Below are 13,458 nucleotides of genomic sequence, written 5' to 3'. Positions count from 1 at the left end.
AGGCGGTGGAGTGAAGGCAGCCTGAAGCCGCCTACTCCGCCGCCACCCGATCCGGGTTGAGCATGGTTTTCAGATACCTACCGGTATGGCTGCGTTCGACTTGAGCGATCTCTTCGGGTGCTCCGACGGCTACGATCTCACCACCGCCGTCGCCGCCTTCAGGCCCGATGTCGATGATATGGTCGGCGGTTTTCACCACGTCCAGATTGTGTTCGATCACCACGACGGTATTGCCCTGATCGACCAATTCATGCAGCACTTCCAACAGCTTGCGTACATCTTCGAAATGCAGACCCGTGGTCGGTTCGTCCAGGATATAGAGCGTCCGCCCGGTTGATCGTTTCGACAGTTCCTTGGACAGTTTGACACGCTGCGCCTCACCACCCGACAGCGTGGTCGCCTGTTGACCCACCTTGATATAGCCAAGACCAACGCGGGCCAGCGCATCCATCTTGTCGCGGATCGATGGCACGGCCTTGAAGAACTCCTGCGCGTCTTCCACCGTCATATCAAGCACATCCGCAATGGACTTGCCCTTGAACTTGATCTCAAGCGTCTCGCGATTGTACCGCGCGCCCTTGCAGGTTTCGCAGGTGACATAGACGTCGGGAAGGAAGTGCATCTCGATCTTGATGACGCCGTCCCCCTGACAGGCCTCACAGCGGCCGCCCTTCACGTTGAAGCTGAAACGGCCCGGCTTGTATCCCCGCGCTTTCGCCTCGGGCAGCCCGGCGAACCAGTCTCGGATCGGAGTGAAGGCCCCAGTATAGGTTGCCGGATTCGACCGCGGAGTCCGCCCGATCGGGCGTTGATCGATATCGATGACCTTGTCCAGATGCTCCAAACCCTTGATTGTCTCACACGGCGCAGGCGTCTGCCGCGCGCCATTCAGGCGCATCGAGGCGGTCTTGAACAACGTCTCAATCGTCAGGGTCGACTTACCGCCGCCAGATACACCCGTGACACAAACAAACTTGCCCAAAGGAAATTCGGCCGTCACGTTCTTGAGGTTGTTGCCCGAAGCCTTTACCACCGTTACCTTTTTCTTGTTCCCCTTGCGCCGCTCGGCGGGCACCGGAATCTCGCGTACGCCCGACAGGTACTGCCCCGTGATCGAGGCCGCATCCGCTGCGATCTGCTCGGGCGTGCCGTGGCTGACCACCTGCCCGCCGTGCACGCCCGCACCGGGGCCGATGTCGAACACATAATCGGCTTCGCGGATGGCTTCCTCGTCATGTTCGACGACGATCACGGTGTTGCCCTGATCCCGCAGATTCTTGAGCGTACCAAGCAACCGGTCATTGTCACGCTGGTGCAAGCCGATCGAGGGCTCGTCCAATACATAAAGCACCCCGGTCAGGCCCGATCCGATCTGGCTTGCCAAACGGATACGCTGACTTTCGCCGCCTGACAGGGTTCCACTTGAACGAGATAGCGTAAGGTATTCCAAACCAACATTATTCAGGAAACCCAGCCGCTCGCGGATTTCCTTCAGAATCGCCCGGGCGATCTCATTCTTCTGAGCGCTCAGATGGTTCGGAGCATCTTCGATCCAGGCAAGCGCCTCGCGGATCGACATTTGCACCACCTGACCGACATGCAGCCCCGCGATCTTCACGGCCAAGGCTTCGGCGCGCAGACGATACCCTTCGCAGGTGCCGCACGGGCGGTTGTTTTGGTACCGTTCGAATTCCTCGCGTATCCACGCGCTATCCGTTTCGCGATAACGCCGTTCCATATTCGGAATCACGCCTTCGAAGCTGCGTGTCACCTGGTACACCCGTCCGCCCTCGTCATAGCGGAACTGGATCTCCTCATCGCCCGAGCCTCGCAGGAACACCTGCTGCACTTTGCTGGGCAGGTCTTTCCAAGGCGTGTTCTTGTCAAACTCATAATGACGCGCGATGGCCTCGATGGTCTGAAGGAAATACGGCGACTTGCCTTTCCTCCATGGTGCCAGGGCCCCGTCATACAGTTTCAGCGTCTGATCCGGCACCACGAGACGCTCGTCAAAGAACAGCTCGACCCCCAAGCCGTCACAATCCGGGCAGGCTCCGAATGGCGCATTGAACGAAAACAGGCGCGGTTCAATCTCCGGGATGGTGAAACCGCTGACCGGGCAGGCGAAGTTTTCGCTGAAGGTAATCCGTTCCGGCTCTCCTTCTCGTGGGGCCGTTTCCAGAATCGCGATTCCGTCCGCCAGATCCAGAGCGGTGCGCAGGCTATCGGCCAAACGCGTTTCCATGCCTTCACGAACAACCAGGCGGTCGACCACAACGTCAATATCGTGACGGAACTTCTTGTCCAATGTCGGGGGCTGATCCAGCTCATGGAACTCACCATCCACCTTCACGCGCTGGAACCCCTGCTTGCGCAGTTCCAGAAATTCCTTCCGGTACTCACCTTTGCGATCGCGCACGATCGGAGCCAGCAGATAACCCCGCGTGCCCTCCTCCATCGCCATGATGCGGTCGACCATGTCCTGCACCTGTTGCGCCTCGATCGGCTGGCCGGTGGCCGGGCTGTACGGCGTACCTGCGCGGGCGAACAACAGACGCAGATAGTCATAGATCTCGGTTACGGTTCCCACAGTCGAGCGCGGGTTCTTCGAGGTCGTTTTCTGTTCAATGGAGATCGCCGGAGACAGTCCACTGATATGGTCAACATCGGGCTTTTCCATCATGTCGAGAAACTGCCGCGCATAGGCGGACAGGCTTTCGACATAACGGCGCTGACCTTCGGCATAAATCGTGTCGAACGCCAGCGACGACTTGCCCGAACCGGACAGCCCGGTGATCACCACCAACTGATCCCGAGGGATGTCGACATCGATGCCTTTGAGGTTGTGCTCGCGCGCGCCGCGCACCTCTATATTCTTCAGCTCAGCCATTTCCGGCCCCCAACAAACAAGTGGTTTAGAGATAGGCGAGCTTGCCCGAGTCTCCAACAGAAAAGTTAGAACATTTAGTGAACGTACAGGTTTTCGCCGACCAAATCAAACGATGGGCATGGAATCGAACAGCTCAATGCCTGGCTATCTGGCGAACTCATGATTTTGAGAAGAAAATGGCGCGGTTGACGGGGCTCGAACCCGCGACCCCCGGCGTGACAGGCCGGTACTCTAACCAACTGAGCTACAACCGCGCATCTATTTCATGGCCTTTGCCCTGGACCAAGGTTGGCAGCGATGGCGCGGTTGACGGGGCTCGAACCCGCGACCCCCGGCGTGACAGGCCGGTACTCTAACCAACTGAGCTACAACCGCCCGCTGCATGTTCATTGCTGAACGTTTGGGTGTATTATGGCCACGGTCGGGCAGCGTCAAGCGGCGTTTTGCAGTTTTTTGTCAGAATCCAGTTTTTTGTTTACTCGCTGTTTTTTGCCCTCGCGAATTGTTCAATTTCGCTTGCAGCGCCCCGCCAGGGAAGATATGACCGCGTGTCATGGGTGATTAGCTCAGTGGTAGAGCGCTTCGTTCACATCGAAGATGTCAGGAGTTCAAATCTCTTATCACCCACCACCCCCTTTTCGGATTTTCGCCTGGAACCAGCGGGCTTGCCATGTCGCGCGTTCGGCGGCTATCGTGCCCTATTTGGCCCGATTAGAGGCCACACACTAAGGCTGAGGTCACCATGACGGGGTTAAAGCGCGACATTGGCCTTCTGGGACTGACCTTCATTTCAGTCGGAGGAATCATCGGCTCGGGCTGGTTATTCGGCCCCCTTCTGGCCGTTCAGCATGCAGGGCCCGCGGCCACGATCTCGTGGATAATCGGCGCGGTTGCCATGTTCATTTTGGCCATCACCTTCGCAGAGATTTCCGCCATGCTGCCCATTCCCGGAGGGATCGCGCGCGTGCCTCAGTTTTCGCATGGCAACATCGTTTCGATGGCCATGGGATGGACCGCCTGGATCGGCTATAACACCACAGCGCCCATCGAAGTCGAGGCCATGCTGAAATACCTGGCGCCGTATGCGCCTCGGTTGCATACGGCCGAGACAGGTGATTTGACCGGGGCGGGTATTTTCGTTGCGCTGGTTTTCATGCTCCTGTTCGTCGCGGTGAATGCGCTTGGGGTCAAGTTCTTCACGCGCGTCAATGCTGCGCTGACCTGGGCCAAGATCGCCATCCCTTTTGTCCTGTCCATTCTGCTTGTCGCAAGCCGTTTCAACATCGAGAACTTCACCCAACCGGATGGTTTTGCGCCCTACGGCGCGCAGGGTATCATGGCCGCCGTTTCCACCGGGGGCGTTATTTTTTCATTCATCGGCTTTCGCCATGTGGTTGATATGGCTGGCGAAGTTCGAAATCCAAAATTTGCAATTCCGGCCGCATTGGTGTTGTCGATTGTTCTTTGCGCCATCATCTACCTTGGTTTGCAAGTGGCCTTCATCGGTGCGCTGGACCCATCCATGCTGTCCAAAGGATGGGCACAGTTGAGCTTTGGGGGCGAAGGACCACTGGACGCCATCATCATGTCTGTCGGGCTGGTCTGGTTTCTGAGCCTGCTGAATGTCGGATCCGTGATAGGCCCCTTTGGAAACGGGCTGGTCGCAACCGGATCGAACGCCCGTATCGCCCTCGCCCTTTCAAAAAACGGTTTCCTGCCCAAACAGTTGCAGGTTTTGTCGTCATTCGGGGTTCCGCTGTGGGCGCTGGGGCTGAACTTTCTGATCGGAACGGTTTTCCTGCTGACAGTACCCTTTACCACCGTCATTGCCCTGAACGGTGCGGCCATCGTCTTGTCATTTGCCGTCGGGCCCATAGCCGTGGTTTGCCTGCGAAACCTGATGCCAGATCATCCCAGATCGATCCGAATACCGGCCGTGCGACTTGTCGCGCTGACGGCCTTCGCCATCGCCACGCTGATCGTCTATTGGAGCGGATGGGACACGGTCTGGCGGCTTGGCATCGCGCTGATTGTCGGGAAAGCTCTGTTGCTGATCCGGTTCCGAGGACGTTTGGACGAAATGGACGTTACCGAGGCCCTGTGGCTTGTGCCTTATTTCTCAGGCCTTGGGCTGATCTCATTCCTTGGGCAATTCGGAGCCGGTTCGTTGAAGCAGATCCCGTTTGGGTGGGACCTTCTGCTTTGCATCCTGTTTTCGTCGAGCATTTTCGTTCTTGCCGTCCGCTCGGCGTTGCCACCCAAAAAGTTCAATGAATACATAGCAGAAGAAGAAATTCTTAATCCAAAGCAACCCGTCATTGGATTGTAAAAAAGGCAGGGCATTCGCCCCGCCTTTTCATTCGCTCAATCTGCTTAGTGTGCCGTGGCCGATGGCCCCGTCGCCTCTGACGAGGCTGCTGCGGCAGCGGCGGCCTCCTCGGCGGCTTCGTCCCATTCAACCGGCTCCGGTGTACGAACCAGAGAATGCTCAAGAACCTCCGAGACGTGCTTGACCGGGATGATTTCCAGCCCTTCCTTTACGTTATCCGGGATATCCGCCAGATCCTTTTCGTTTTCCTCTGGGATCAGGACCGTCTTGATACCACCGCGCAACGCAGCCAGCAGTTTCTCCTTCAAGCCGCCAATCGGCATTGCGTTCCCGCGCAACGAAACCTCGCCCGTCATGGCGATATCCTTGCGTACGGGAATGCCCGTCAGAACCGATACGATCGATGTCACCATCGCCAGACCCGCTGACGGACCATCCTTGGGCGTTGCGCCATCCGGCACGTGCACATGGATGTCGATCTTGTCGAACTGAGGCGGTTTGACTCCGATCTTGGGAGAAATCGACCGCACATATGACGACGCCGCATCGATGGATTCTTTCATCACATCGCCCAGCTTGCCTGTCGTCTTCATCCGACCTTTGCCGGGAAGCTTCAGCGCCTCGATATGCAGCAGATCGCCCCCGACCGAGGTCCAGGCCAAACCAGTCACGACACCGACCTGATCGTCCTGTTCGGCCAGACCGTAACGGAACTTTGGCACGCCCAGGAATTCATCCAGGTTTTCAGGCGTGACCGTAACGGTTTCCGCCTCTTTCTTGATGATCTTGGTCAGCGCCTTCCGTGCCACCTTGGCGATTTCGCGCTCGAGGTTCCGCACACCGGCCTCCCGGGTATAGGTGCGGATTATCTTTTGCAGCGCGTCATCGGTCAGCTCAAATTCCTTGGTTTTCAGACCATGGTTTTTGACCTGCTTGGCGATCAGGTGCTGTTTGGCGATCTCGCGCTTTTCATCCTCGGTATAGCCGGCCAGTGGGATGATCTCCATCCGGTCCAGCAACGGCCCGGGCATGTTATAGCTGTTGGACGTGGTCAGGAACATCACGTTGGACAGGTCATATTCGACCTCAAGATAGTGATCCATGAACGTGTTGTTCTGTTCCGGATCCAACACCTCGAGCATCGCCGAGGCCGGATCACCACGGAAGTCCTGCCCCATCTTGTCGATTTCATCGAGCAGGATGAGCGGGTTCGTGGTTTTCGCCTTTTTCAGCGCCTGAATGATCTTGCCGGGCATCGAACCGATATAGGTCCGGCGGTGGCCGCGGATCTCGGATTCGTCGCGCACCCCACCCAAGCTAATGCGAATGAACTCGCGCCCCGTGGCCTTGGCGACGGATTTACCCAAGCTGGTCTTGCCCACGCCCGGAGGGCCGACAAGGCACAGGATCGGGCCTTTCAGCTTTTTCGAACGCTGCTGAACGGCGAGATATTCAACGATCCGCTCTTTGACCTTTTCAAGGCCATAGTGATCGGCGTCCAGTATATCCTGCGCACGACCCAGATCCTTTTTGACGCGGGATTTGGTGCCCCACGGCAAAGACAGAATCCAGTCCAGATAATTGCGCACCACGGTTGCTTCGGCTGACATGGGCGACATGTTCTTGAGCTTCTTCAGCTCGCCTTCCGCCTTCTCGCGCGCTTCCTTCGACAGCTTGGTCTCGGCGATCTTGGCTTCCAGTTCGGCGATCTCGTTCGCGCCGTCCTCGCCATCGCCAAGCTCTTTCTGAATGGCCTTCATCTGCTCATTCAGATAATACTCGCGCTGGGTCTTCTCCATCTGGGATTTGACGCGGGTCTTGATCTTTTTCTCGACTTGCAGAACCGACATTTCGCCCTGCATCAGGCCATAGACTTTTTCAAGCCGCTCGCTGACGCTGAGTGTTTCCAGCAGGTCCTGCTTTTGTTCGACCTCGATGCCCAGATGGCCCGACACAAGGTCGGCCAGCTTTGCCGGCTCGGTGGTTTCACCCACGGCCGTCAGCGCTTCTTCGGGGATGTTCTTGCGCACCTTGGCATAGCGCTCGAACTCGTCCGCGACGGTGCGCAACAGGGCTTCGGTCGTGGTGACGTCACCCGGGATTTCTGTCAGATATTCCGCCCGCGCCTCGAAAAACTCTTCGTTTTCAAGAAACTCGGTGATCTGCACGCGCGCCTGCCCTTCGACGAGCACTTTGACGGTGCCGTCGGGCAGTTTCAGCAGCTGCAACACATTGGCCAGAACCCCGGACTGGTAAATACCGTTCTCATCCGGGTCGTCGACGCTGGGGTCAATCTGGCTGGACAGCAGAATTTGTTTGTCATCCTGCATCACCTCTTCCAGCGCGCGGACCGATTTGTCTCGGCCCACGAAAAGCGGCACGATCATATGTGGGAACACCACGATATCGCGCAGCGGCAGGACGGGGTATGAGGAATTCAGAGGCTCTTGCATGCTCTATCCTTATCGTTGGCAAGATGGCGCTTGTCCCTCATCGAGGCAACATCCGGCCATCTCCTGTCTTGGACGATAAAGGTGGGGCCTCATCGCCCTTTTTCAACCTTATCGCCATGTATCGTTTCGCAGCATGAACCGAGGTTTTCGGGACTGCAAGATGTCCCGGGAACATATCCACCGAAATTAGTGTAGCATGCATATGCAATGCGCAATTTCGGGGTCAGAACACCTGCTGCACTGCCCGGGACAGAAAAAAACCGTGGCCATCCAGGTTGCGACATTCCAGACCTTTCGTGGAGGAGGTGCAGGTAAATCCTCCGAACCGACCGGTTACACCGTATTCCGCACGGTCAAATCCGTCCCGGCTCCGGTTCAGTGGCTGGCACAGCAATTCCACGGGACCGGTGTCGAACATCTGAAAATCATGCCCCCAGTCAGATTGACAGTTCGCGGGGCGCGGCAACGCCGGAGGGCCGTATCTTTCTATGATCGTACACCGAATGTCCGAGGTCTCGGCGCTTTCCCCCACCGAACACTGAATGTTTTCGGATGGGGTCTCAAAGGTCCAGACGTCAGCAACGGCAGGGGATGCGCAAAAAATGACTGCGCCGAGGAAAAAGCGGAACATCAAAAATTCTCCGGGTCACAAACAAAACAACTTTGAACAAAGTGGTTTCAGAATACCGGAAAACCCCGCAATTGTCACCTGAACGGACAGGTTACAGGGGTTCGATGTCGCCCTGTGCGCGTTGCGCGTGGAACGCGGCCTGCCACGCCTCGAAGGAGCCTTCAGCGATCGCGTCCCGCATGCCCTGCATGATTTCCTGAAAGTAATGCAGGTTGTGCCAGGTCAGCAACATGCCCGAGATCATCTCGTTGGCGCGGAACACATGGTGCAGATAGGCACGTGAATAGTTCGAACAGGCCGGGCAAGTACAGTTTTCATCCAGCGGGCGCGGATCATCCGCATGACGCGCGTTCTTGATGTTCACCACGCCATGGCGCGTGAACACCTGACCGGTACGGCCCGAGCGCGAGGGCAGAACGCAATCCATCATATCGATCCCGCGCGCCACTGCTCCAACTATGTCATCCGGCTTGCCAACGCCCATCAGGTAACGCGGCTTGTCCATGGGCAGGAAATCAGGCGCATAATCGAGACAGTCGAACATGGCCTCCTGCCCCTCGCCCACTGCCAGACCGCCAACGGCGTAGCCTTCGAAACCAATCTTCTTCAACGCCTCGGCGCTTTCTTCCCGCAGATCCCGCTCCAGACCGCCCTGCATGATTCCGAACAGAGCATGCCCCGGACGATCCCCGAATGCGTCACGGGACCTCTCGGCCCAACACATCGACAAACGCATAGACTCGGCGATCCGGTCGCGATTTGCAGGCAATGCAGGGCATTCGTCAAAGCACATCACGATGTCGGAACCCAGAAGGCGCTGAATTTCCATTGATCTTTCTGGCGTCAGCTCGTGCTTCGATCCATCAATATGGGATTTGAAGGTCACACCCTTTTCGGTCAGCTTGCGCAAGCCGGCCAGCGACATGACCTGGAACCCCCCCGAGTCCGTCAGGATCGGTCGGTCCCAGTTCATGAACTTGTGCAACCCGCCCAGGCGATCAATCCGCTCGGCCGTGGGGCGCAGCATCAGGTGATAGGTGTTGCCCAGCAGGATGTCGGCCCCGGTGGCCCGGACGCTTTCCGGCATCATCGCCTTGACTGTCGCCGCGGTACCAACCGGCATGAAGGCAGGTGTCCGCACCTCGCCACGCGGAGTGCTTATAACACCGGTGCGCGCCTTGCCGTCTGTGGCCTTGAGCTTGAAAGAGAATTGCTGGGTCATGTCATCGCCTCGGATCGCCGAACCGGGCAGGATTTGCCCGATCCGATCGGTCTTTGCAACCCGTCAGGGCAAGGATGCAACGCGGTCAGTAAACAGACGCACGACACCCGCCCCATCCACATCACGACAAACATGAACTGCGGGACGATCCCGGTCAGGTTGCGTCGCACCTATCCGGTCGCCTTCCGTCACAACACGCAGCCCGGTTTCGACCATGTCGAACATGGCCCCGTGCGAACAGGCGATCACGGCGGTTGAATCATGCAGGCCGCACCCTTCCAATCCGCCGATTTCTTTATAGAATTTCAGGTAAAATCGAGAGATATCACGCAGAAAAGATCCCATGCCGGGCGATTTTTGAGCCAGCGCGTCGAAGTCCGCGGTCTCGTAAAGTGTTTTCAGGGTAACGTCCAAACCAACCAGCACGGTCTCGGGCGGTGCGGAAAAGACCGCATCCGCGGCAACCGCATCGTGATAGACGTTGGCTTCTGCATGGTCGGTGACGTTGCCCTTGCAGTAGACGGCACCGCCCATGATCACCAACCGGCCGAGGTTACCGGCAAATTCCGGGTCCAATCGCATGGCGTTGGCAATATTGGTCAGCGGTCCGACCGCACACACGACCAGTTCGTTTTTGTGCTTCCGGGCCATCTCGGCCAGAAACTCTGCGGCGGGAAGATCATGGTTCCGTCCGATCTCGGGAATTTCAGTCAGGTCACCAAACCCTTCGGGACCATGGACATGGTCCGATGGGACGTGCATGTCAGCCCCCAAAGGGAAAGGCGCGCCTTCCGCCACCGGAAGGTCCAGGCCCAGCTTGTCCAGCAGAAAACGGGCATTGCGGCTGGACTGATGAACATGCGTATTGCCGAAAACCGTGGTCAGGCCGATCAGGTCAAATTCAGGCGCAGCGGCGGCATAGGCGATCGCCATGGCATCGTCGATGCCGGGGTCTGTATCGATTATCAATTTCATCCCCGCCCGATACCGCAAACAAGCCGGGATGCAAAGCAGTCACAGCAGTTCGGCTCAATGCTGAATTCCCGTAGTGAGGCGTTTGCATCCGCCGGCTTTCCCTCCATACCAGAGTTGAAATCGAGCGACTCGATCCCCATATGTATACCATAGTACACAATAAAAAGAGGACAGAATGACCGAAGATCAGATCATCGGACTGCTTTCATCAAACATCATTTACCTGCTGGCCGCCGTGCTGGTGGTTATCATTATTTTCAAGGGCATCAAGATCGTTCCGCAATCCGAAAAATACGTGGTTGAACGGTTTGGAAGACTGCATTCGGTGCTTGGCCCCGGCATCAATTTCATCGTTCCGTTACTGGACGTTGCCCGCCACAAAATCTCGATCCTTGAACGCCAGTTGCCGAACGCGACACAGGACGCGATCACCAAGGACAACGTGCTGGTGCAAATCGACACCTCTGTCTTCTACCGCATTCTCGAACCGGAAAAGACGGTCTATCGTATCCGCGACGTTGACGGAGCGATTGCAACCACGGTTGCCGGTATCGTTCGTGCCGAGATCGGCAAGATGGATCTGGACGAAGTGCAGTCGAACCGTGCACAGTTGATCACACGCATTCAAGAAAGCGTTGAAACCGCAGTGGATGATTGGGGAATCGAAGTGACCCGGGCCGAGATTCTGGATGTGAATCTGGATCAGGCCACCCGCGATGCCATGCTGCAACAGCTAAACGCAGAACGCGCCCGCCGTGCGCAGGTGACCGAAGCCGAAGGCCAAAAACGCGCCGTCGAACTGCACGCCGATGCCGAGCTGTACGCAGCCGAACAAACCGCCAAGGCGCGACGCATTCAGGCCGAGGCCGAGGCCTACGCGACAGGCGTCGTCGCCAAGGCCATTCAGGACAATGGCATCGAGGCTGCGCAGTATCAGGTTGCGTTGAAGCAGGTTGAAGCCCTTAATGCACTGGGCAACGGTTCCGGCAAGCAGACCATAGTTGTGCCTGCCAATGCTCTCGAAGCCTTTGGTGACGCGTTCAAAATGCTCAAAGGAGGTAGATGATGGCTGATCCCTTTTGGCTGACCTGGTGGATCTGGCTGGCCGCCGCGCTGGCTCTGGGGATCCTGGAAATCGTTCTGCCCGGATTCATCTTTCTGGGCTTTGCAATCGGGGCCGCGATCACCGGTCTCATCCTCATCATCCCCGGTCTGACATTGTCATTGCATGTGATTGCGCTGATCTTTGCAGTTCTTTCGTTGATCGCATGGCTTGTCCTGCGCCGGCTTTTTGCCTTGCCGCATGGTCAGGTCAAAACCTTCACGCATGACATCAATGACTAAGACACAGTGACGCTCACCCGAGCGTCACGCCCCTACTGGACGCTGTTGCAGGTATTCCCTATATAATCACTCAGGCAACTGACCCGAGGCAAAGATGACCCACCCGAGCGAACAGTTTGAAGGCACCCCGTTGATTGCGCCATCAACGATTGAACACCCGCTGTACGAGGCTGTCGTCGAAGCGTGCCGCACGGTTTACGATCCGGAAATTCCGGTCAACATCTATGACCTGGGCCTGATCTATACGATCGACATTTCTCCGGACAACGCTGTGAAGGTCATCATGACCCTGACGGCACCCGGATGTCCGGTCGCGGGCGACATGCCCGGCTGGATTGTCGAGGCCATAGAGCCTGTTGCGGGCGTCAAGGAAGTCGATGTCGAACTGACCTGGGAACCGCCTTGGGGCATGGAGATGATGTCAGATGAGGCGCGCCTGGAATTGGGCTTTATGTAGCCATCAGGCACTTGCCCCCAGCCGACTGTCACGAAACTTTGGTGTTTTTGTCATCCTATCGTGCAGTCCCTGTCACACTCCTGACGGATAACACCCGAAGGTGGCATTCGCGTATGCGGTGCCTTCGGCTGGGTATGCCATGACCGCCCCCCGCTTCCCAGCTCAAGAATATGGGCCGTTCTTGCCCGAGAACGGTCCTTTTTTGTTCCGACAACGACGATCAATTCTGATTGCAGGTTTCCTTGATCTCTGCCGCTCTGGCGTCCAATTGCTTGACGTAGTCACCTGACAGCATTTGCAGCCTTTTTTGCTCGGTTCCCGTGACCAGCCCCAACAGAGCCCCGGCAGGTGTTATGGCAGCAATGCTTTCCAGTTGTTTGTCTTCCGCATGTTTCTTTTCCGATGCAATTGCGCGCAGATCCCCTTCCGCCGTTGCACAATTCACCGGGTGCCGTTCGGATCCCGTGGCCGCCCAAGCTTCGTCGGACATCGCACACACGCTTACGAAAAAAAGTGCGGGCGCAAGTAAAGCTAATTTAACTTTCGACTCTAAATTATTCATATTTATACCACTTCATGTCATGCCATCTATTCGGGCAGGGTTCCAAAACTTCATAAGACCGATGCTAACCCCGCCTCACGTATCAAAGCAAGTTTGCGGAGCGGCGACGCAGAAACACTAAGCTTTCCAGCGAATTCAATTTCTTTACACGACATTGCCTTGAGCAAACGAGCCTTGGCCCCTAGATTGGGTGTAACGCGCGACAACGGAGACTTACATGTTCGGCATCCCCGGCAAACAGGCTGTGACCATGACGCCCAAAGCCGCAGAGCAGATTACCCGCCTGATGGACTCGGGCGGTCACGCTGGTTTGCGCATCGGCGTCAAAAAAGGCGGCTGTGCAGGCATGGAATACACCATGGAATACGTCGATCAGGCAGATCCCCATGACGAAGTCGTCGAACAGGATGGCGCGCGCATCATGATTGCGCCAATGGCCCAGATGTTTCTGTTTGGAACCGAAATCGATTACGAAGTGTCGTTGTTGGAATCCGGGTTCAAATTCAAGAACCCGAACGTCGTCGACGCCTGCGGCTGCGGTGAGTCGATCAAATTTGACGAAAGCATCGGCCAACAAGGCTAAGCCCGCCTCATC

The 13,458-nt window shown here is 57.0% G+C and carries 11 protein-coding genes and 3 tRNA genes; 6 read left to right on the top strand and 8 right to left on the bottom strand.

Annotation, left to right across the window (positions count from 1 at the left end; all coding sequences use genetic code 11):
* Positions 1-31: 31 nt before the first annotated feature.
* The 3 genes from uvrA to FIU92_RS06840 all read right to left on the bottom strand — a co-directional run bounded on the left by uvrA (position 32) and on the right by FIU92_RS06840 (position 3,265).
* Positions 32-2,890 (bottom strand): excinuclease ABC subunit UvrA, encoded by a 2,859-nt coding sequence (gene uvrA / locus FIU92_RS06850; RefSeq protein WP_152457857.1) that lies wholly within the window; start codon positions 2,888-2,890, stop codon positions 32-34.
* Positions 2,891-3,067: 177 nt separating this feature from the next.
* Positions 3,068-3,144, bottom strand: a tRNA-Asp gene (locus tag FIU92_RS06845).
* 44 nt (positions 3,145-3,188) lie between these two features.
* Positions 3,189-3,265, bottom strand: a tRNA-Asp gene (locus tag FIU92_RS06840).
* A 180-nt stretch (positions 3,266-3,445) separates the two neighbouring features.
* Here FIU92_RS06840 and FIU92_RS06835 point away from each other — a divergent pair.
* Positions 3,446-3,520: transfer RNA gene (locus FIU92_RS06835), tRNA-Val, on the top strand.
* 112 nt (positions 3,521-3,632) lie between these two features.
* Positions 3,633-5,219: an APC family permease gene (locus FIU92_RS06830; RefSeq protein ID WP_152457856.1), complete on the top strand. Its 1,587-nt coding sequence runs from the start codon at positions 3,633-3,635 to the stop codon at positions 5,217-5,219.
* A gap of 44 nt (positions 5,220-5,263) precedes the next feature.
* Here the strand turns inward: FIU92_RS06830 and lon are convergent, their stop codons facing one another.
* The 4 genes from lon to FIU92_RS06810 form a co-directional block, all read right to left on the bottom strand.
* Complete coding sequence (lon, locus tag FIU92_RS06825; protein ID WP_152457855.1) at positions 5,264-7,672, bottom strand: endopeptidase La; 2,409 nt, start codon at positions 7,670-7,672, stop codon at positions 5,264-5,266.
* Between the two features lie 223 nt (positions 7,673-7,895).
* Positions 7,896-8,303 carry a DUF6636 domain-containing protein gene (locus FIU92_RS06820; protein ID WP_152457854.1) on the bottom strand — a complete coding sequence of 136 codons (408 nt, stop codon included), beginning with the start codon at positions 8,301-8,303 and terminating at the stop codon, positions 7,896-7,898.
* Between the two features lie 91 nt (positions 8,304-8,394).
* Entirely contained in the window at positions 8,395-9,525 is a 1,131-nt protein-coding gene (gene tgt / locus FIU92_RS06815; protein WP_152457853.1) for a tRNA guanosine(34) transglycosylase Tgt, read from the bottom strand.
* A gap of 63 nt (positions 9,526-9,588) precedes the next feature.
* A complete protein-coding gene (locus FIU92_RS06810) occupies positions 9,589-10,500 on the bottom strand; it encodes a nucleoside hydrolase (protein WP_152457852.1) in 912 nt (303 codons plus the stop codon).
* Between the two features lie 175 nt (positions 10,501-10,675).
* Here FIU92_RS06810 and FIU92_RS06805 point away from each other — a divergent pair, with 175 nt between their 5' ends.
* The 3 genes from FIU92_RS06805 (at position 10,676) to FIU92_RS06795 (ending at position 12,301) form a co-directional block, all read left to right on the top strand.
* Positions 10,676-11,566: an SPFH domain-containing protein gene (locus tag FIU92_RS06805; protein ID WP_152457851.1), complete on the top strand. Its 891-nt coding sequence runs from the start codon at positions 10,676-10,678 to the stop codon at positions 11,564-11,566.
* On the top strand, positions 11,566-11,844 hold the full coding sequence (locus FIU92_RS06800; RefSeq protein ID WP_152457850.1) for an NfeD family protein: 279 nt from the start codon (positions 11,566-11,568) through the stop codon (positions 11,842-11,844). The genes FIU92_RS06805 and FIU92_RS06800 overlap by 1 nt, the downstream gene beginning before the upstream one ends.
* A gap of 94 nt (positions 11,845-11,938) precedes the next feature.
* Positions 11,939-12,301, top strand: a complete 363-nt coding sequence (locus FIU92_RS06795) for an SUF system Fe-S cluster assembly protein (protein WP_152457849.1) — start codon at positions 11,939-11,941, stop codon at positions 12,299-12,301.
* A gap of 220 nt (positions 12,302-12,521) precedes the next feature.
* Here the strand turns inward: FIU92_RS06795 and FIU92_RS06790 are convergent, their stop codons facing one another.
* Positions 12,522-12,791: a hypothetical protein gene (locus FIU92_RS06790; RefSeq protein WP_152457848.1), complete on the bottom strand. Its 270-nt coding sequence runs from the start codon at positions 12,789-12,791 to the stop codon at positions 12,522-12,524.
* A gap of 289 nt (positions 12,792-13,080) precedes the next feature.
* On the opposite strand from FIU92_RS06790, the gene FIU92_RS06785 reads away from it, so the two are divergent.
* Positions 13,081-13,446: an iron-sulfur cluster assembly accessory protein gene (locus FIU92_RS06785; RefSeq protein ID WP_152457847.1), complete on the top strand. Its 366-nt coding sequence runs from the start codon at positions 13,081-13,083 to the stop codon at positions 13,444-13,446.
* The last annotated feature ends 12 nt before the right edge of the window (positions 13,447-13,458 follow it).

Source organism: Ruegeria sp. THAF33 (genome assembly GCF_009363615.1).
Lineage (GTDB): Bacteria > Pseudomonadota > Alphaproteobacteria > Rhodobacterales > Rhodobacteraceae > Ruegeria.
This window is presented reverse-complemented; position numbering and strand designations above follow the sequence as displayed.

Bases quoted from the DNA above. Each gene is read 5' to 3' on its own strand.
- FIU92_RS06790 (WP_152457848.1), bottom strand. From the start codon at position 12,791: ATGTCCGACGAAGCTTGGGCGGCCACGGGATCCGAACGGCACCCGGTG.
- uvrA (WP_152457857.1), bottom strand. From the start codon at position 2,890: ATGGCTGAGCTGAAGAATATAGAGGTGCGCGGCGCGCGCGAGCACAAC.
- FIU92_RS06795 (WP_152457849.1), top strand. From the start codon at position 11,939: ATGACCCACCCGAGCGAACAGTTTGAAGGCACCCCGTTGATTGCGCCA.
- FIU92_RS06785 (WP_152457847.1), top strand. From the start codon at position 13,081: ATGTTCGGCATCCCCGGCAAACAGGCTGTGACCATGACGCCCAAAGCC.
- tgt (WP_152457853.1), bottom strand. From the start codon at position 9,525: ATGACCCAGCAATTCTCTTTCAAGCTCAAGGCCACAGACGGCAAGGCG.
- FIU92_RS06800 (WP_152457850.1), top strand. From the start codon at position 11,566: ATGGCTGATCCCTTTTGGCTGACCTGGTGGATCTGGCTGGCCGCCGCG.
- FIU92_RS06805 (WP_152457851.1), top strand. From the start codon at position 10,676: ATGACCGAAGATCAGATCATCGGACTGCTTTCATCAAACATCATTTAC.
- FIU92_RS06820 (WP_152457854.1), bottom strand. From the start codon at position 8,303: ATGTTCCGCTTTTTCCTCGGCGCAGTCATTTTTTGCGCATCCCCTGCC.
- FIU92_RS06830 (WP_152457856.1), top strand. From the start codon at position 3,633: ATGACGGGGTTAAAGCGCGACATTGGCCTTCTGGGACTGACCTTCATT.
- FIU92_RS06810 (WP_152457852.1), bottom strand. From the start codon at position 10,500: ATGAAATTGATAATCGATACAGACCCCGGCATCGACGATGCCATGGCG.
- lon (WP_152457855.1), bottom strand. From the start codon at position 7,672: ATGCAAGAGCCTCTGAATTCCTCATACCCCGTCCTGCCGCTGCGCGAT.